Here is an 18,473-nt window from a genome sequence, read left to right as displayed (position 1 = left end):
ACGACGACAGGGTAGGACGACGACAGGGACCCTTCGCGAACGCGTTCGCGAAGGGTCCCTGGAATCTACCGTCCGGAATCACTCCCACTCACGGACGCATCCGGAAGGGACGCAACGGGTGGGGCGAGAGGGATACCGGCCGGCGGTCGTCAGTCGGTGGTGCCGATGTCGCCGTTGTAGTCCATGTCCTTGGTCTCATGGGTGAGAACGAGGGCGATGAGGGTCAGCACGGAGGCGGCCGCGAGATACACGCCGACGAGCCAGACGCTGCCGCCTGCGGCGCTCCACAGAGCGGTGGCGATGATGGGGGCGAGCGCCGCGCCGAGGATCGAGCTGACGTTGTAGGCGATGGCCGAGCCCGTGTAACGCACGTTGGTCGGATACATCTCCGGAAGCAGCGCGCCCATCGGTCCGAAAGTGAAGCCCATCAGCGTGAAGCCCAGGATGAGGAAGGCCTCGGCGAGCGCGCCGTTGAAGGAGGTGCCGCTTTTGTCGTCGAGGAAGATCGGGAACATCAGCGCGAAGGCGATGATGACCACGGTCACCCAGATGAGCAGCTTGCGACGGCCGACGGCGTCGGCCAGCGGTCCGGAGAGCAGCGTGAACAGACCGAAGAAGACCACACCGATGATCTGCATGAGCACGAAATCGGTGTAGCTGATCCCCAGCCCCGCGGGCGCCGCGGACGAGGAGGTGGTGCCGTAGGTGAGGCTGAACGTCGTCATGAGATAGAACAGCACGTAGGTGGCGAGCATGGCGAAGGTACCGAGAACGACGGCCTTCATATGATGGCGAAGGGTGTCGAACAGCGGGACCTTGACGATGGCCCCACGCTTCTCGGCCTCCTTGAAGGTCTCGGATTCGGCGAGCTTGGAGCGCACCCACAGGCCGACGGCCACCATGATCGAGCTGAAGAGGAACGGGATGCGCCAGCCCCAGCTCAGGAACGCGCTGGACTCGATGGCCGAACCATCCGCATGCGGCAGCGCGTAGTTGATGATGAGAAACAGCCCGTTGGCGATGATGAAGCCGATGGGAGCGCCGAGCTGCGGGAAGGTGCCGTACAGGGCCCGCTTGTTGGCGGGGGCGTTCTCCGTGGCGACCAGTGCCGCGCCGGACCATTCGCCACCGAGGGCAAAGCCCTGCGTCAGACGCAGGATGAGCAGCAGGGCGGGGGCGAGGATACCGACCTGACCGTAGGTGGGCAGCAGGCCGACGCAGAACGTGGCGATGCCCATCGTCAGCAGGCAGGCGACCAGAGTGGCCTTGCGGCCACGCTTGTCTCCCATATGGCCATAAAAGATGGCGCCCACCGGGCGCGCGATCATGGCCGCGCCGAACACGCCGAAGGAGGCCAGCAGGGCGGCGGTGTGGTTGATCGTCGGGAAGAACAGCGTGGGGAAGACCAGCACGGCGGCGGTCGCGTACACGTAGAAGTCATAGAACTCGACCGTGGTGCCGACGAGGCTGGCGCCGATGATCTCGGCCGGGGAGTTCAGGGGTTTGGACAACGAAATGGATGCGGTGGCAGACGGTTCCTCCGCCTGCACGGTTGCTGAGGACAATGTCCTGATCCTTCTTGTGAAACGAATGCGGACGGGCATGGGAACCCGCCTCGTGCGACCCTCCCGCCGCCTGATCGGGCGGATGGGGGACGAATCACAGCTCTCTCTTCACATCCTTATGGGATGTCTCTGGTCAGCGATGGTAGAACGTCCCCTGGCCTTTCACCATCCCCACCCGTCCACCCAAGGCGATTCATGTCATGAATGTGAGCGGAATCACATATGGAAAGGCCCCGGGCGGCGCGTCCGCAAGCGACGGACGTACCAACCGGGGCCTTCGCTCCATCGGGCCATGCCTTGCCGCCGCATGGACCGCGCGCCGACGGATCAGGCCTTCGCCCGCTCCTCCTGCTCGATCCAGTAGTCGAGGGCCTTGAGCGGCCAGGCCTCGTACTTGTCCGTGAACTCCTTCACGGCGGCGGGATCGTCATGCTCCGACAGATGCATGTACATCGTCGTGAACGGCATGTCACCGGTGAGCTTGACGTCGATCACCGACGGACGGTCGGCGGCCTTGGCCTCGGCGAAGGCCCTGCGGGCCTCCTCCACGGTGCGCACGGTGAAGCCCAGGGCGCCGTAGCCCTCGCCGACCTTCGCCCAGTCCGCGTCGATGAGATCGACCCCGGAGAGCGGCTGGTGAGAGTCGTCGCGCTGCTCGGCCTCGATGAAGCCCAGGGTCCTGTTGGAGAACACGACGTTGATGACGGGCAGATGATACTTGACCTGGGCGAGGATCTCCTCGTTCATCATCGCGAACCCGCCGTCGCCACTGAGCGAATACACGGTGGAGCCCGGGTACTCGAGCTTGGCGGCCAGGGACCCCGGCACGGCGAATCCCATGGTGGCGTGCTTGCCGGAGGTGGCCCAGCGATTGGTCGGCTTCAGATGCGACAGACGGGCGAAGTTGATGTTGACGTTGCCGACGTCGATGAGGAACACGTCGTCGGGGTCGGCCTGCTCGTTGATGATGTGGAAGATCGGCTCCGGGCGCAGCGGCGTGCGTTCGTCGTCGTTGAAGGAGGCGATCCATTCCTCCCAGTTGCGCTTGCTCGCCAGACACGCCCGGTAGAACGGCGTCTCCGGAAGCTCCCTGCCGGCGTCGATGATCTCCCGCAGCGTGAGCTTGGCGTCCGCGAGGATGGCAACGGCCATCTGCGGCTGCAGGCGCTTGCCCAGCTTCTCCGGGTCGTTGTCGATCTGGATGACCCTGGCGTTCGGACCGACGATCTTGGCGGCGAAGGGGTTGTCGTTGCCGACCCACAGGATGAGGTCCGCGGCGAAGCCCGCCTCGGTGGCCGTCTTCGTGGCGACTCGACCCGAGGAGCCGAGGAACGCCGGGTCGGTGTCGTCGACGACGCCCTTGCTTGGATGGGTGGAGACCATGGGCATCTTGAATTTCCGGGAGATCTCGACGAGCTCGTCATGCGCGGAGCTCGCTCCCCGGCCGAACCACAGCAGCGGGGCCTTGGCGGACTCGATGAGGGAGACGGCCTGCTCGACGAGGTCGTGGTGCGGCTGCACGGGCAGAGGCCTGCGGAAGTTGCGCGCGGTGACCACGGTGTCGACGTCGAAGTCGATGGGCGTCCACGCGAGGTCCTTGGGGATGGTGATGACCGCGACCCCGCTGTATTTGTAGGCCTGGCGGACGGCCTCGTCAATGAGGGCGGGAAGACCGGCGGCGGTCGTGGCCGTGCGGTTGAACACCGCGACGTCGGCGAAGATGGGTTCCTCGTCCATGGCCTGGAAGAAGTCGATGTTCATGAACTGCATGGGCACCTGGCCGACGAGGGCCAGCACGGGGACATGGTCCTCGCGAGCGTCATACAGGCCGTTGAGCAGATGGACGGCGCCGGGGCCGGAGGATCCGAAGCACACGCCGATGCGGCCGGTGAGCTTGGCCTCGGCCGAGGCGGCGATGGCACCACCCTCCTCGTGACGCACCTGGATGAAGTCGATGCCGTCCTTCTCGTTGTGGATCGCGTTCATCATCGAATCGAAGGAACCACCGGGAAGACCATAGATGCGGGGGACCCCCCAGGCCTCCAGAACACGCAGCACCGCGTCGCCGGCGTTGATCGTCTCTGCCATGAATACCTCCTTGTATCCGTCCGTCCGGCCCCTTATGGGGAGCCCGGCCGTCCCGCACGCCGCACGCTGCTGGGCGACGCGCATTCGTTTGCTCTGTTATCCGGCGGTCGTGTCGTGACCACGGTCCGGTCCCGCCGCCCTTGGCGCAGCCGGAAACCGGTTCACCTGCAGATTAGGCCGCCGGTCTGTCGCGGACGGCGAAAAACCGGGGGTTCTGTGGGTAACATCACACCCCCGGCTCTTGCCTTCGTCGCAGGACGCCCGGTCCTACTTCTCGCCCCGAACGTGGGCGACGAGGGCATCGACGAAGCCCTGGAGGAAGTCCTTCGACTCCGGCGCCACGTCGCCGTTCCCGTCAAGGCCGGCGCTGGCGTTGAAGTACAGCTCGGGCTGGCCCATGACCTTCATGTCGAGGAACAGAAGCACGTTGCGCAGCTGCGACTGGGCCTGGGTGGTGCCGAGGGCTCCGATGGAGGCGCCGGCGATGGCCGCGGGCTTGCCGGCGAAGGAGCTCTGGCCCCACGGGCGGGAGGCCCAGTCGATGGCGTTCTTGATGACGCCGGAGAAGCTGCGGTTGTACTCCGGGGTGACGAAGAGCACGCCGTCGGACTCGGCGACGAGCTTCTTGAGGGCGACGACCTTCTCGGGCAGGTTCGCATCGAGGTCCTGGTCGTACAGCGGCAGGTCGAGGTCGGCGTAGCGGAACTCGACGCCCTCGGGCAGAAGCCTCTCGATGTTGCGGGCGAGGGCCTTGTTGAACGAGTCCCTGCGAAGCGATCCGACGAATACGGCGATGGTGGTCATGCTCATCCTTCTTGCGTGTCGTGTGACGATGGTGGTCAGTGTGCCTATGGTGGGCCCGACGACGACGGACGCCGACGGGCGACGGAGTCGCACAAGCCCCTTCGCGGCGACCGGACGAATCCGGCGGGACGCGGCGGGACGCCCTTCGGGCGAATCCGACGGCTCCATGCTAGGAAACCGTTCCACGGACCCTCTGGGGATTGTGCTGTGAGAGGAGATGCGCATGGCCACGTCCACCCTCCATGTGATCGGCCCTCCGGGCTGGGTCGCCGGGGAGTTTCGTCGGGGGCTTGCGGACCTCCACGGACCTGCGGACGACAGGCGGGCCGACCACGACGCGGCCACGGCCGGCGCCCGCATCGTCACGCATGACGGACTCTCCCCCGCGCGGGGAATCAGCGACGGGGACGCCGTCTGGTCCTCCCCGGGGACGCTGATCTCGCTCAACGACTGGCGCCGGCGCTCAGGACTGCCTCCTCTGCGTCTCGCGGCGCCCGCGGCCGACGCGATCGCGCGACTGCCGTACCCCCTGACGCGGCACCCGACCCTTGTCGTCCGTGCCGGGGACGTCCTTGCGGGGCATGCCTTCCCCGTGTTCCCGTCGGATCTCGGCGAACGCCCCTGGTCGCGCGTGGCGTCGGGGCGCGTTGCGGGGTTCCGGGCGGCAAGGCGCGATTGGGACGTGTTGCGGCGGGACCTTGCGCATGCCCATGCCCCCGACGATTCCCTCATCGAGCTGGCGGGGAACGTGGAGGGTCTTGTCGAGGAGTGGTGCGTCGTCATCGACCCCGCCGGCGAGACGGCCGCGGCCTGCTCGGGAGCATGCGTCCATCCGACGCCGGGGCGCATGGACGTCGTCACCGTGTTCGATGGAGCATGTTTCGATCCTGGCCGCCGTCAGGCGGCGCTGGACGTCGCCGAGGCCGCCGCCGGCGCCCTGGACGTGGCCGGACGGGACGGATCATCGAACGATAGGCCTCACCCCTCCCCTCCCCCGATGAGTCTGCTGCTCGGATTCGCCGATGGTTCCCCCGCCCCCGCCGTCCTCGAGATCGACCCCGTCTGGTGCACGACGCCCTACCCCTTCGGCCGTGAGGGCATGAAGGCGTTCGTCGACGCGATCGGACTCTGCCGTATGGCTCCCCCTCCGGACACCGAAGAGCCACGGACCGGAGGGCACCAGGCCGACCGAGACGATGCCGGCGGATCGTATGACGAACGGTCCCATGACGACCCCTTCGTCTGGAGCCCCGACCCGTGGATGATCCGTGAGTTCTCCCGCCGCTACCGGGGCTTCCCGCCCTTCAACGCCGGGAGTCGGACGGGGCATCAGCCAGGGGATCAGTCGGATGACCCGTCAGGGCGTCGACCGCCGGATACAGTCTGAGGAAACGGCGATACGCCGCGTCGTACGACGCGTGCGCCGCCATGTCCGGCTCGTACACGGTCGACTCACGACGCTCGCGCAGCAGCCTGGCCACGGCCCGGGAATCCGCCTCGAGCACAAGCCCCGCCAACGCCACGGACGGCATGACCTCGGCGTCGCGGAAGGCCTCCACGCGTACGCCAAGAACGTCGGCCATGATCCGGCACCAGCGGGATTCCCGCGCGCCGCCACCGATGAGCGTGACCTCATCGGGCCGCACGACGAAGGACTCCAGCCCCTGCCGGATGGAGTAGACCACGCCCTCCAGGGCGGCGCGGGCGAGGTCGGCTGCCGTGGCATCCACGCCGATGCCCGTGAACGCCGCGCGGATCGAGGGGTTCATGACGGGAAAGCGCTCCCCGACGAGATACGGCAGGCACAGCACGCCGTGCGCGCCGGGCTCGGAGGAGTCCAGCAGCCCGGCGAAGCGGTCGTAGTCGCCCCCGGCGAGGACGCGGGCCGCCCAGCGATGCACGTCGCCGGCATTGAGGAAGGGCACGCCGTTGATGAATCCGGAAGGGGTCTCGCAGGCGAGGTTCGCGATCCCCGGCCTGTCGACGACGGGTGCCTCGGAGACCGTCGCGACCCATCCGGAGGTGCCGAGGTTGACGTTGTACTGTCCGGGACGCGTGACGCCGGCGGCCAGGGTCGTCGCCCCCGCGTCGCCGATTCCCGCGTACACCGCCGCCCCTGCAGGCAGACCCGTCTGCCTGGCCGCCCGGGGCAGAACGGTTCCGACGAGGTCCTGCGGCCTGCGAAGGCTCGGCAGGATGCCCGCGTTCACGCCCGCGGCGTCAAGGATCCTCGCATCCCAGCGGCGGGCGCGGATGTCCATCGCACCCGAGGTGGAGCAGGCGGTGACGTCGCCGACGTACTCCCCCGTCATCCGCAGGACGAGGAAATCCTTGGCGTCGATGAGCACATGCCGGATGCGCGAGAAGACATCCGGCTCATGGACCCTCAGCCACATCAGCTTGGTCACGGGCAGGGACCCCTCGCAGGGGCTTCCGACGACGTCGCGGAAGGCCTCGGTTCCCACGGCGTCCCGGAGCTCCTCGGCCTGGGGCGCGGCGCGTCCGTCGGAGTAGAGGATCGCCGGGCGCAGCGGCCGGCCGGAACCGTCGAGGGTGATGACGTCCTGCATCTGGCCGCTCATGATGACGGCGCCGATGCTGTGCGCATCGAAGGCGGGGTCGGCCCGGATAGCCAGCCGCAGCAGCTCACGGCTCACCCCCGTGAAGCGGCGCCACCAGTCCTCCGGGTCCTGCTCACGCTCATCACCCTCGGCATGCAGCGGAATCGGAGCGCTCGACGCCTGGACCACGATGCGCCCGCTGCCATCGACGAGTACCCCCTTGACCGCGGTCGTCCCCGCGTCGAACGTCGCGACATGCATGGTGTCCATGCTAGCGGGCTACGAAACTCGCATGCCCTTCGTTCGCTCACCCCGCGTCCGGGTCACGCAGCCCTGCGCGGTCGAGAACGAAGCCGATGAGTCCGCCGAGCTGGGAGGGCGGCATGCCGTCATCCATGGGCACGCACACCTCGACCTCGCCCTGCGCCTCGGCGACGAACAGCGCGGGGTCGTTGCAGTCGGCGATGCCGATGGTGCGGTATCCCCGACGTCCGGAGGCCCCAGCCCATCCATGGTCGGCGACGACAAGGTCGGGGACCAGACCGGCGTCGTCGAGACGTCCGATGACCTTCTCCATGAACCCGGGCTCATGCGTATGCAGGAGGTTGCCGCGGTCGTAGCGCATGAGTACCCCCTCGATCTGCCGGACCTGCCCGGGCTCAGGCGCCTCGACGCCAAGAACCGTGCCGCTGACGGGGTTGTCGGAGCCGAGCAGCACGTCTAGGGAGACCACCGGGCAGCCGGCCGCGCGCACCGCCCGGACGATGGGCGCATAGATCCAGGCGAGGCAGGAGGGATGCCCCGTGGCGAAGAGGAAGGTGCCTCGCCACCGGGCCGTCTCGCCGATCGCCGAGGCGTAGCGGGCGAGCGCGCGGACCGTCAGCTCCGGGTCGATGCGGTCCTGGCCGTGCTCGAACGCCGGGTCGGCGCTGATGCCGACGCGGCGGTGCATGAGCTCGAGCAGCTCGGTCTCGTCCCAGTGGTCCTGGACGTCGACGCCGAACATGTAGTGCGGCTCCCGTCCGGCCAGAGCCCTGAGGTTGTTGATGTTGCTGGAGCGGTCGGTGGGCACGTCCCCGACGATGCGCCGAAGGGTCAGGTCCCTGGCGAGGCGCCGCTGGCCCCCGTCCAGCGGAGACGTCTCCGTCGCCGGGCCGGTCGCCCCCTCAACGCTTCCATCGCCATTGGAGGCCACGACAACCGAGGCCTGTGAAGAGACGGTTCCCGAGCCCGCGTCACTCCGACAGGACACGCCTCCGGCGTTCCGGGGATTCACCGTCCCGACCTCTCGATCCATGTCGTTCTGACGACCCGCTCCACGGGAAAGCGCCTCGGTCATCGCGCCGACCCCGCCCAGTCGACGACGGCCTCGATGTTGTTGCCGTCGGGGTCGAGCACGAAGGCCGCGTAGTACCCGGGGTGGTAGGGGCGCGGTCCGGGGGCTCCGTTGCCGGTCCCGCCCGCCTTCAGCGCAGCCTCGTAAAACGCATGCACGGCGGCCTGATCCCTGGCGCGGAAGGCGATATGCGTCACCGGCGTCGGACGCCGGGCCATGGACGGCTCCTCATCCGCGTTCCCTGCATCGCTCCGCTCGTCATCGGCCCGATCGGCGTCGTCCCGATCCGCACCGGTCTTCCCGGCATCGGCATCCCCCGATTCCCGCTCCGTGGGCTCATGCCCCTCGATCGGCGAGACGTAGAAGTCCGAGCGCGGGGTGCCGTCATCGACGCCGAATCCCAGCGTCGGCTCGTGATGAGCCTTGACGACGTACCCCAGAGGGGCGAGCGCCTGACGGTAGAAGCGGATGGACCTGTCGATGTCGCGGACCCTGAGCGTGATGTGGTCGATCATGCCTCCCACGCTAGTCGGAACATGGCAGCCCCGTCGCCGTACCGGTCGCGGGACATCCGGGAAGACGAAGGCCCTTCAGCCAGAAGCAATCGCGATCACCGCCACTGCGGCACGGAACCGCCACGGTCGCGGTCGGCCTCTCTTCTATCCATGTCCTGGGCATCCGGTTCCGGGACCGGCACCAGCGATTCCATCGATCTCTTTTCTGTCCACGTCCTGGGCATCCATACCGTTCGTTGGGCTTCTGAGCCGCCTCCTGGGCGGCCCCTCGGGGAAAGACGCCGCCATTGAGCCTGAGGAATGGCGGAAAACAGCCATTCCTCAGAATCCTTTTCTTTACGATTCCGGCTTCCTGAAAGACCAAGTGCCCAATGAACGCGGAGATCGAGTGCGACCGTCCACCATCTCCCGGGCACCTCACCGTCACCTCACCGTCCCAGCGAACGTCCAGAAACCATCCAGCGCTTTCCCGCATCATCCCGATACCGTGGAGACCGTCATTTGAGCCGGACATCAGGACAGCGCGATGTGCTGGGAGGCATGACGGAAACCATGAGCGACGAACGGTCCCTGACGAACGATCAGCATCCCCGGACACCCCGGAGGCCGCCTTTCATGCCCTCCATGCGGCCCCCAGCACCATCGTCTTCGGCGGCCTTCCCCGCCGTCACCGCCGAATCCGGCTCAACACGAACGCCATCGCCCGCCGGGGCCGCCGGCCGCATGTCCCACGGCGTCATCGCCCTGGGCGATCCCCGCCCGGTGGACGTCGACATCGTCATCCCCGTCTACAACGAGCAGCAGGCCCTGGAGGGCTCGGTGCGTGCGCTGTGCGCCTACCTCTATGACACGCAGGGCGCGACCAGCCCGTTCAGCTGGAACGTCGTCATCGCCGACAACGCCAGCACCGACTCGACATGGTCCATCGCCCGCAGCCTCCACGAGCGCTGGCCCCTGCAGGTCCGTGCCCTTCACATCGACCGCAAGGGCCGCGGCTTCGCCCTCAAGGTGTCCTGGCTGTCCTCGCGGGCCCGTGTCGTGGCGTACATGGACGCCGACCTCTCCACGGACATCCGTCACACCGGCCGGCTCGTCCTCCCCCTGCTGCGCGGCGAGGCCGACCTATCCTGCGGATGCCGTCTGGACCCCCGCGCCTCCGTGGTCCGCTCATGGACCCGCGAGACGATCTCCCGGGCCTACAACAGGATGCTGCGCGCGTATCTGGGTGCGCGGTTCCGGGATGCCCAGTGCGGTTTCAAGGCGATGACGCGTGCGGCCGCCGGGGCTTTGCTCCCTCGAATCGAGGACGACGAGTGGTTCTTCGACACGGAGCTGCTGATGAAGGCGCAGCTTATGGGCATGCGTCTCCTGGAGGTTCCCGTGCACTGGATCGAGGACAGGGGAACCACGGTGAACATCCCCGACACGGTCGCCAAGGATCTGAAGGGGATGCGCCGGCTGAAGCGCGAATCCGCCGTCAGGTTCCAGGGCACCAGCGGGGGTGAGGGCACGGGCGAAGTTGGCGACTTGCCCGACGTCCATGCCATGGCCGGAGCGGTTCCCTACGGCCGCTTCAGGGCATCGTCGAACGCGACCACCGCGTCCACGACAATTCGTCATGACCCGTCCTCCCCCGCATCGCCGCTCTCCTGGGGAGAGACCGGGCAGCGGACGCTTCCCGGCTCGCTGATGCTCACCACGGCGCCCACCCACGCAGACCGGCGGGATTCCGCGCCCCGGCCGGATGCCGCATCCGACGCCACGGCTCGCGCGACGGCGGTCGGAGCATGCGACACCACGACGACACCACCACGAACCACCACACCACGAGGCACGGCACCGGAGACCGCAACGTCCGTCGACCTCGTCTCGAAAGGATCACGCCGATGATCCGCTTCCCTCGCCTGACCCCGCAGGACGCCTCCGACCTCCTGCTCTACCGCATGCCGCGCCGCACGAAGCGCGACTGGGGGCTTCTGGCCTTGCTGCTCGCGGCCTCGGCGGTGGTGTTCCTGGTCAACCTCACGGTCTCCGGCTATGCGAACGAGTTCTATTCGGCCGCCGCGCAGGCGGGGTCGATGAACTGGACGGCGTTCCTCTTCGGCTCGCTCGACCCCGGCAACGCCATCACGGTCGACAAGCCGCCGGCCTCCATCTGGGTCATGGCCCTGTCCGTGAGGATTTTCGGCCTGAGCTCCCTCTCCATCCTGCTGCCGCAGGCGCTGATGGGCATCGCCACGACCTGGCTTATCTACGCCACGGTCCGCCGCCACTGGGGAAACGCCACCGGACTCGGCGCGGGGCTCGTGTTCATCCTCACGCCCGTGGCGGCGCTGATGTTCCGCTTCAACAACCCCGATGCGCTGCTCGTTCTGCTCATGACGGGCGCCTCCTACGCGGTGCTGCGCTCCCTCGAGTACCGGCCGACGAGACGCGGCAGCCGTCGCCGCACGTGGTGGATGGTGCTGGCCGGCGTGCTCATCGGCTTCGGATTCCTCACCAAGCAGCTGCAGGTGCTGCTCGTGCTTCCGGGCTTCGCCATGGCCTTCCTCATGGCCTCCCCCACGCGCATCCCCCGCCGGATCGGCGACGGGCTCGCCGCCGTGGCGGCGATGGTCGTCTCCGCCGGATGGTGGGTGCTGCTCACCGTGCTCGTCCCCGCCTCGGACCGCCCATACATCGGCGGCTCTCAGAACGACTCCTTCCTTGAGCTCACCTTCGGCTACAACGGCTTCGGCCGGCTGACCGGCGACGAGGAGGGTTCCGTGGTCGGCGGCACCGGCACCGGCGGCGGCATGTGGGGATCCACCGGCTGGACTCGCCTGTTCGACGGCGAATACGGCACGCAGATCGCCTGGCTGGCCCCGCTCGCCTTCGCGGGCATCGTGCTCGGCCTGGTGGCGGTGGGCCGTGCGGCCCGCACGGATCTGCGCAGGGCGGGAATCGTCGTGTGGGGCGGATGGCTGACGGTCACATGGATCGTCTTCAGCTTCATGGCCGGCATCTTCCACCAGTACTACACGGTGGCTCTCTCCCCGGCGGTGGCTGTCCTCGCGGCCGTCGCCTGCGCCGCGCTCTGGTCCTGCAGACGACGGACATGGGCGAAGATCACCGCACCCATCCTGGTGGCGGTCTCCACGCTGTGGTCGGCGAGCCTCATCGGACGGGCGGACTGGGTGCCGTGGCTGCGCTGGGCCGTGATCATCGTCGGACTGGCCGGCGTCATCACGCTGGCCGCGGCCGGCGTGCTCTCCTCGTCGAGCGCCGCCGTCGCACAGAGCACATCCGCCGAATCCACCGGCGATGAGGACCATGCGGACGACCCCGACGATGAGCTGCAGGGGGGATTCCCCGCGGACGTCCCCGCAGACGCGTCGGCGACGGATTCCCTGCCGGCCATGTCCCCGGTGACGGCCCCTACGGCACTCATGATGACGCCGGTCCCCTCCGCCGCGAACCTTCTGGCGAAGATAGGCGCGACGCTGTCCGTCATGGCGCTGCTCGCGGGCCCCGCGGCCTGGACGGGATACACGGTGTCCACCTCGCATACCGGCTCGATCGTGCTGGCCGGACCGAGCGTCACGTCGTCCTCCTCGCGCTCCTTCGGCGGCGGGCGCGCGAACTTCGGAGGAGGTCAGGGCGGCGGCATGCGGATGCCCGGTGGAACGGGAGGATTCGGAGGCGGCGGAACCGGTCAGGGAGGCGGATTCGGTGGTACGACGGGCGGCATGAGCGGATTCCTGGGCAGCGGGTCGACGAGCTCGACCATCACGACGATGCTGGAATCCTCGGCCGGCTCCTACCGTTGGGCGGCCGCGACCACGGGCTCCCAGACGGCGGCGAAGTACCAGCTCGCGTCGGGGCGCGCGGTGATGGCCATCGGCGGCTTCAACGGCTCCGATCCCTCCCCCACGCTCGCTCAGTTCAAGAAGTACGTGAGGCAGGGGCTCATCCACTACTACATCGCGGGAAGCATCGGCGGGACGCAGCTGGGAGGCTCGGACACCGCCTCGCAGATCTCCTCGTGGGTGGAGGAGAACTTCACCGCACAGACGATCGATGGCGTCACCATCTACAACCTCACCGAGAGGAAGTAGCGGCTACTCGCAGGCGATGCCGTCGCCGTCCCGGTCCAGTTTGCGGCTGTATCCGGGATCGGTGCTGCGCAGAGGCGCCTTGCCGGCGGCTCGCACGGCCGTGCAGTTCCTGTAGTACACGGAGGAGCCCGAGGATGACGTGGCGGTCCCGGATGACGACTTCGCGGTGGCATGGGACGATGCCGTGGATCGCGTGGATGCCGCCGCCGTGGACTTCGCGACGGCGCGCGACGTGGCAGTCGACCTGGATGCGGTCGGCGTCCTCGCGGTGGACGCGGCCGACGACGACGATCCCGAGGACACCGACCCGATCACCCCGCCGCCCGTCGGGACGGTCTGCGTCGGGCAGCCGGACAGCACGCGGGCCATGGCGTCATGCTCGGCCTGCGTCACCCACAGGCCGTATTTGTGCTTGACGCCGATCTGACGCGCGACGTACTGGCAGCGGAAGGATGCGTTCGACGGCAGCCAGGTCGCGGCGTCGCCGTCACCCTTCTGCTCGTTGGCCGGCCCGTCGACGGCGAGGAGATTGTAGGGGTCGTTGGCGAAATCCTCGCGCACGGAGGAGCTCAGCTTCTGAGCGCCCGTCTGCCAGGCGTCGGACAGCGCCACGACATGGTCGATCTGCACGGCGGTGGAGGTCCCCTCTCCGCGCACGAAGCCGATGCGCGTGCCCGTGTAGGGGTCATTGAGCGTTCCGGTGGCCACGACGCAGTCATGGGTACCGGATTTGTAGGTCTTGCCCGTCAGGTCGCGGTTGAGGATGTCGTTGCGGGTGTCGCAGCCGTTGTGGTCGACGTCCGCCCACGCGGTGCCGAACTGCGAGCGCGAATAACCTGTTTTGGGCGCACGGCCCTTGATGGCGAGGGCGGCGAGCACCGTGGTGGCCAGAGTGCCCTTCGAGGATGATGAGCCCGACGTCCTGGACTTCGCGGCCGAGGACGACGAGGAAGCCGATGCCGAGGCGTGGGAGGCCGGGGACGATGCGGAGGTCGGGGACGACGAGGAAGCCGATGCCGAGGACGCCGAGGCTGACGTCGAGGCCGTCGACCCCTGCGAGGACTCTGACCCGCCACACGCCGCGGCGGTGCCCAGCATGGCCATCGCAAGAACGGCGGCCAGACCCGCTCGGCCCCATGCCCATATCCGACGACGACGGACGGATGACGCGTTCCTGCGCATGGCGCTCCCCCTTCTCGCGTCCACTGGACGCACGCCGCTGGGGTCTCCGCGCCTCTGCGGCCATCCGAATCCAGGAACGGACACGGACTACGACGGAATCCTACGCCGCATCAGGGAGCCTGCGAAGCCTTCGGCAACGGGAGACGCCCACCCCCTTCTGGCGTCTGCCCTTCAGACATCCGCACCCCTTCGGACGCGTCAGGCCTCCGGCGGCACCATCTCGACCGTGGCGCCCCTTCTGCCGTCCGGCCAAAGAAGACGCCCCAGATGCTTGAGTGAGCGGAACACCACGGAGCGGTCCTCGACGATGACGCCGGGGATGCGCATTCCGAGGGTGATCTCGAAGCGCTGGACGTCCCCTAGATCACGCAGCCACACCGAAAGGATGACGTTCGCGGGCCCCAGGGCCGCCGCCGCCATGCGCACCTCGTCAAGGGCGGCGAACATGCCCTGCATCCTCGCCAGCTGAGTGGCCGGGACCCGGAGGAAGTACCAGGCCAGCACAGGCCACGGCGTATAGGGCCGGGCGACGTCGGTGCGGAGCACGAGACGACCATCGGCCTCGAGCCGGGGAAGAAGACGCCGGAGCCGTCGGACGGGTATCCCGCATGCCTCGGACAGCTTCGACAAGGGCATCCGCCCGTCGTGGTTGAGCCGCGCGAGAAGCGCGATGAGACCGCTGTCCTCGGCGACGTCCGCGAAGGATGACGGGCCCTCGGGCACTTCGACGAGTCCGCGTATCAGATCCGCCTGGCGGGAGGTCAGCGCGCGCATGCGCCACAGATGCGCATCGACGAGTATTCCGGACAGCACATGGGTATGCGACGCCGTCACCTCCGGATAGTCGCGGAACCCGTCCGTCAGCCAGTCGCCGAGGTCGGACAGCGACCGGAATCCCACGGTGACGAGCATCTCGCGCCCTCCCGCGGTCAGGTCGATCGAGGCCACGGCGCGCTCGGTGGACAGCCGTCGTCCCAGGTCGAGGATGTCACGCGGGGCGCAGCGGATCTCCACGAGCGCGATGCTGGGATGCAGAGCCGGGCCGGGGATCCCCGTCACATAGGCGATGCCGGATTCCGACAGCCTGTCCCAGCGCCGCGACAGCGTGCTCTCCGACGTTTCGAGGATGGGGGCCAGTTCGCTCCAGGACGCCCGCGGGTGAATCTGCAGGGCGTCGATTATTTTGCAATCCATCTCATCAAGGGCATTCTCTTGCATCATTTTCGATGATATTGCATTTCTCTTGCAGAATCCTCCGGATGAAAAATCCATGAAACACGAGAATCCATAGCGTCGTCGCTGGTTCCGTTCCGGCGCCCGCCGGAACGGACGCACCGCGGTCGTCAGATCGAGAAAGGACCCGTTCCATGGACTTCCGACGCGAATCCGCATCCCTCACGCCTACGCTCGTCGCTCTGCGGCATCGTCTCCACGCCCATCCCGAGCTGGCGCTCGACCTGCCCTGGACGCAGCGCGAAGTCCTCAGGGCGCTGGACGGTCTCGGCCTCGAGATCGCCACGGGAAGCTCCTGCAGCTCCATCACCGCCGTCCTGCGGGGCGGGCATCCGGGGCCGCTGGTCCTGCTGCGCGGCGACATGGACGGTCTGCCCGGAACCGAGGAGTCCGGTCTGCCGTTCGCCGCGCCCCCCGGCACGATGCACGCCTGCGGGCACGACCTGCACACGGCCGGTCTGGTCGGCGCCGCCATGCTGCTGGCCGCGCACCGCGAGGAGATGCACGGGGACGTCGAGTTCATGTTCCAGCCCGGCGAGGAGGCCGGATCCGGCGCGAAGACGATGATCGCGGAGGGGGTGCTCGAGGCCGCGGGACGGACACCCGACGCCGCCTATGCGATCCATGTCATCCCCGGTCCGCGGGGAGCGATCCTCTCCCGCCCAGGTGCTGTGCTCGCCGGATCCAACGACCTTCACGTCACCATGCACGGCCGAGGCGGTCACGGGTCGAGCCCCTTCGCCGCCATCGACCCCGTCCCGGCGCTCATCGACCTCGCCCAGGCCATCCCCGTGATGATCACCCGCCGCTTCAGCGTCTTCGATCCGGTCGTGGCCTCGATAACGCAGCTCGGCGCCGGCACGGCCATCAACGTCATTCCCGCCCAGGCGAGTCTGGGCGCCACGGTGCGAACGGTGTCACCGACGATGCCGGAACGCTTCGGGGACGAGGTGCGCCGCCTCGCCGACGGCATCGCCTCGGCGCACGGGTGCACCGCCGACGTGGATTTCAGCGTGCTGTACCCGGTCACGGCCAACGACCCGACGGAATACGCCGCCGCCATGTCCACGCTGCGCGCGACCTTCGGCGCGTCGCGCGTCATCAGGCTGAAGGACCCGCTGATGGGGTCGGAGGACTTCTCCTGCATCCTGGACAGAGTGCCCGGCGCCTTCATCCTTCTGGCCTCCACGCCGAAGGGAGTCGACCCGATGACGGCCGTGAACCATTCCCCGCGCGCGCGTTTCGACGACGCCGTGCTCGGCGACCAGGCCGCGGCCCTCGCGACGCTCGTCTGGGCCCGACAGACCCGCGGGACGGAAACGGATGGACGCGGGCCGACCCCGGGCGCCGCCGGGCCCGCCATGGCCGACGCGGACGACGTCGGCGTCGACATCGAGAAGCTAGCCCACGACGCAGGAGAAGACTCCAGATGACCATGCCATCGCCCATGCCGGATGCCGCCAAGGAATCCGCCAACGCCGCGGATGCGGACGCCCTGCGCCACACGGCGCCCACGGCGCCCACGGCGCCGGCGAGCACCGGCACGACGTCCACGCCGTCCCCCGTCACGCCCTTCGGACCGACGCTCGCCGCACTGATGACCATCGAGCTGTCCAGCGGCGTTCTGCAGGTGTACTTCACCCCGCTCTACTCGCAGCTCGCCGCCGCCTTCCACGTCGGCGTCGACCGACTGTCCCTCGCCCTGACGGCGTTCACCCTCACCTCGGTGGTCCTCACGCCTCTGTTCTCCCGTCTCGGCGACGTGTACGGCCATCTGCGCATCCTGCGCATCCAGACAGCCGTCGTCGCCCTCGGCAGCGTGCTCGTGGCCGCGGCGCCGACGTTCTGGGTGCTCGTCGTAGGCCGCGTGCTGCAGGGCGCCTTCGCCGCCTTCCTGCCGCTGATGTTCGGCCTCATCCGCACCCATTTCAGCAGGGACCGCCTGCGCAGGGGCGTCGCCTATCTGACGACGATCCTGCTGTTCGGCGTGGTGTTCGGCCTGCTTCTGGCGAGCGTCCTGCTCAAGGTCTCCTCGCAGGGGATGCGCCTGGTGCTGTGGATCCCCGCCGTCGGCTTCCTCATCGGACTGGCGCTTCTCACGCGGATGAGGCTCGGCGACCATCGCCGCCCCGCAGGCCTTTCGGTGGATTGGCCCGGCGTGCTGCTCCTGGGCTTCGGCCTTGCGGCTCTGCTCGCCGGCATCGACGAGGGCGCGACCTGGGGCTGGTCGAGCGCGGCGACGCTGTCCTGCCTGATCGGCGGGATCCTGCTCGTGGCCGTGTGGGCCGTCATCGAGTCGCGCGTGCAGTCCCCGATGATCCATCTGCCCGACCTGCTTCGCCCGAGGCTGCTGCCGGTGTATCTCATCGGCTTCATCGTGTACTTCTCGTCCATCGGCACCCAGGTGGCCGGCTCGACGTTCCTCGCCCTCGACCCCGAGAAGTACGGCTACGGGCTGGGCCTGACGGCGTCGCAGATCAGCCTCGTGTCGCTTCCCACGCTGGTGATGACGATGATCGCCGTGTCGCTGACGCCGCGCATCGGCATGCACTGGGGGTACCGCTGCGCGATCCTCGTCGGGGCCGCCTGCAACCTGGTGGGCTTCGCGGGTCTGCTCGTGCTGCATGCGAGCCTCGTCGGATACGTGGCGTCCATGCTGGTCGCGGGTCTCGGCCTCGGCTTCGTGGAGGCGTCGACGCGCACGGTGGTGGTCTCGGAGATCGGCGGCGACGAGGTGTCCACGGGCTCCGGCATCTACGAGATGGCGATCTCCGTGGGTGGCGCCTTCGGCTCGGCGACGATCAGTGCCATCCTCTCCTCGCATACCGGCTCCTCCGGCGTCGTGGGTCTGGGCGGGTTCACATGGATGTGGGCGGTGTGCTCGGCCCTCGGCATCATCTCGACCTCTGCGGGCGTGTTCTCGGTGGTGCGGTTCGGACGCGGGACCGACGTCACCGGCTGAGGACCGTCGAGACCGCGGCCTCCCGACCGGGGGTTGACAGGGGTTGCCGGGGTTGCCGGGGTGCGGCCGCAATGGGCCATCCTCCAGTCCCGCCGCGGCACGGCAGCGCGACGTCCATGACATGATGAAG

Annotated in this window: 13 protein-coding genes; 5 read left to right on the top strand and 8 right to left on the bottom strand. The window is 68.3% G+C overall.

The genetic code is table 11. From position 1 onward, the window contains the following. Positions 1–149: 149 nt before the first annotated feature. The 3 genes from RWX87_RS04825 to RWX87_RS04815 all read right to left on the bottom strand — a co-directional run bounded on the left by RWX87_RS04825 (position 150) and on the right by RWX87_RS04815 (position 4,457). A complete protein-coding gene (locus RWX87_RS04825; RefSeq protein WP_314688113.1) occupies positions 150–1,565 on the bottom strand; it encodes an MFS transporter in 1,416 nt (471 codons plus the stop codon). 327 nt (positions 1,566–1,892) lie between these two features. Further along, complete coding sequence (gene spxB / locus RWX87_RS04820) at positions 1,893–3,653, bottom strand: pyruvate oxidase (RefSeq protein WP_314688110.1); 1,761 nt, start codon at positions 3,651–3,653, stop codon at positions 1,893–1,895. A gap of 267 nt (positions 3,654–3,920) precedes the next feature. Beyond that, positions 3,921–4,457, bottom strand: a complete 537-nt coding sequence (locus RWX87_RS04815) for an NAD(P)H-dependent oxidoreductase (RefSeq protein ID WP_314688108.1) — start codon at positions 4,455–4,457, stop codon at positions 3,921–3,923. Between the two features lie 223 nt (positions 4,458–4,680). On the opposite strand from RWX87_RS04815, the gene RWX87_RS04810 reads away from it, so the two are divergent. Continuing rightward, a complete protein-coding gene (locus tag RWX87_RS04810; protein ID WP_314688106.1) occupies positions 4,681–5,844 on the top strand; it encodes a hypothetical protein in 1,164 nt (387 codons plus the stop codon). Here the strand turns inward: RWX87_RS04810 and RWX87_RS04805 are convergent. The 3 genes from RWX87_RS04805 to RWX87_RS04795 all read right to left on the bottom strand — a co-directional run bounded on the left by RWX87_RS04805 (position 5,762) and on the right by RWX87_RS04795 (position 8,869). After that, the gene (locus RWX87_RS04805; protein ID WP_314688104.1) at positions 5,762–7,288 is read right to left on the bottom strand and encodes an FGGY family carbohydrate kinase; all 1,527 of its coding nucleotides are present in this window, start codon (positions 7,286–7,288) and stop codon (positions 5,762–5,764) included. The two genes, RWX87_RS04810 and RWX87_RS04805, sit on opposite strands and share 83 nt — an antisense overlap. Before the next feature lie 37 nt (positions 7,289–7,325). Then, positions 7,326–8,270, bottom strand: a complete 945-nt coding sequence (locus tag RWX87_RS04800) for a phosphatase (protein ID WP_314688102.1) — start codon at positions 8,268–8,270, stop codon at positions 7,326–7,328. 83 nt (positions 8,271–8,353) lie between these two features. Continuing rightward, positions 8,354–8,869, bottom strand: a complete 516-nt coding sequence (locus RWX87_RS04795) for a VOC family protein (RefSeq protein ID WP_314688100.1) — start codon at positions 8,867–8,869, stop codon at positions 8,354–8,356. A gap of 615 nt (positions 8,870–9,484) precedes the next feature. Here RWX87_RS04795 and RWX87_RS04790 point away from each other — a divergent pair. After that, positions 9,485–10,759 carry a glycosyltransferase family 2 protein gene (locus RWX87_RS04790; protein WP_314688096.1) on the top strand — a complete coding sequence of 425 codons (1,275 nt, stop codon included), beginning with the start codon at positions 9,485–9,487 and terminating at the stop codon, positions 10,757–10,759. After that, a complete protein-coding gene (locus RWX87_RS04785) occupies positions 10,657–12,966 on the top strand; it encodes a glycosyltransferase family 39 protein (RefSeq protein WP_314688094.1) in 2,310 nt (769 codons plus the stop codon). Before RWX87_RS04790 ends, RWX87_RS04785 begins: the two co-directional genes overlap by 103 nt. A 3-nt stretch (positions 12,967–12,969) precedes the next feature. On the opposite strand, the gene RWX87_RS04780 is transcribed toward RWX87_RS04785, so the two are convergent. Together RWX87_RS04780 and RWX87_RS04775 are read right to left on the bottom strand one after the other, a co-directional pair. Next, complete coding sequence (locus tag RWX87_RS04780; protein WP_314688091.1) at positions 12,970–14,148, bottom strand: DUF1524 domain-containing protein; 1,179 nt, start codon at positions 14,146–14,148, stop codon at positions 12,970–12,972. Between the two features lie 198 nt (positions 14,149–14,346). Continuing rightward, on the bottom strand, positions 14,347–15,369 hold the full coding sequence (locus RWX87_RS04775) for an Lrp/AsnC family transcriptional regulator (RefSeq protein ID WP_314688090.1): 1,023 nt from the start codon (positions 15,367–15,369) through the stop codon (positions 14,347–14,349). Positions 15,370–15,515: 146 nt separating this feature from the next. On the opposite strand from RWX87_RS04775, the gene RWX87_RS04770 reads away from it, so the two are divergent. Both RWX87_RS04770 and RWX87_RS04765 read left to right on the top strand, forming a co-directional pair. Beyond that, on the top strand, positions 15,516–16,814 hold the full coding sequence (locus tag RWX87_RS04770; protein WP_314688088.1) for a M20 family metallopeptidase: 1,299 nt from the start codon (positions 15,516–15,518) through the stop codon (positions 16,812–16,814). Continuing rightward, a complete protein-coding gene (locus RWX87_RS04765; protein ID WP_314688086.1) occupies positions 16,811–18,343 on the top strand; it encodes an MFS transporter in 1,533 nt (510 codons plus the stop codon). The genes RWX87_RS04770 and RWX87_RS04765 overlap by 4 nt, the downstream gene beginning before the upstream one ends. Positions 18,344–18,473: the final 130 nt, after the last annotated feature.

The sequence above is a fragment of the uncultured Bifidobacterium sp. genome (assembly GCF_963540075.1).
Taxonomy (GTDB): Bacteria; Actinomycetota; Actinomycetes; order Actinomycetales; family Bifidobacteriaceae; genus Bifidobacterium.
This window is presented reverse-complemented; position numbering and strand designations above follow the sequence as displayed.

What these genes read in the sequence shown, in the direction of transcription:
- spxB (WP_314688110.1), bottom strand. Translation starts at nt 3,653, where the DNA reads ATGGCAGAGACGATCAACGCCGGCGACGCGGTGCTGCGTGTTCTGGAG.
- RWX87_RS04815 (WP_314688108.1), bottom strand. Translation starts at nt 4,457, where the DNA reads ATGACCACCATCGCCGTATTCGTCGGATCGCTTCGCAGGGACTCGTTC.
- RWX87_RS04810 (WP_314688106.1), top strand. Translation starts at nt 4,681, where the DNA reads ATGGCCACGTCCACCCTCCATGTGATCGGCCCTCCGGGCTGGGTCGCC.
- RWX87_RS04805 (WP_314688104.1), bottom strand. Translation starts at nt 7,288, where the DNA reads ATGGACACCATGCATGTCGCGACGTTCGACGCGGGGACGACCGCGGTC.
- RWX87_RS04795 (WP_314688100.1), bottom strand. Translation starts at nt 8,869, where the DNA reads ATGATCGACCACATCACGCTCAGGGTCCGCGACATCGACAGGTCCATC.
- RWX87_RS04790 (WP_314688096.1), top strand. Translation starts at nt 9,485, where the DNA reads ATGCCCTCCATGCGGCCCCCAGCACCATCGTCTTCGGCGGCCTTCCCC.
- RWX87_RS04785 (WP_314688094.1), top strand. Translation starts at nt 10,657, where the DNA reads ATGCGACACCACGACGACACCACCACGAACCACCACACCACGAGGCAC.
- RWX87_RS04780 (WP_314688091.1), bottom strand. Translation starts at nt 14,148, where the DNA reads ATGCGCAGGAACGCGTCATCCGTCCGTCGTCGTCGGATATGGGCATGG.
- RWX87_RS04775 (WP_314688090.1), bottom strand. Translation starts at nt 15,369, where the DNA reads ATGATGCAAGAGAATGCCCTTGATGAGATGGATTGCAAAATAATCGAC.
- RWX87_RS04770 (WP_314688088.1), top strand. Translation starts at nt 15,516, where the DNA reads ATGGACTTCCGACGCGAATCCGCATCCCTCACGCCTACGCTCGTCGCT.
- RWX87_RS04765 (WP_314688086.1), top strand. Translation starts at nt 16,811, where the DNA reads ATGACCATGCCATCGCCCATGCCGGATGCCGCCAAGGAATCCGCCAAC.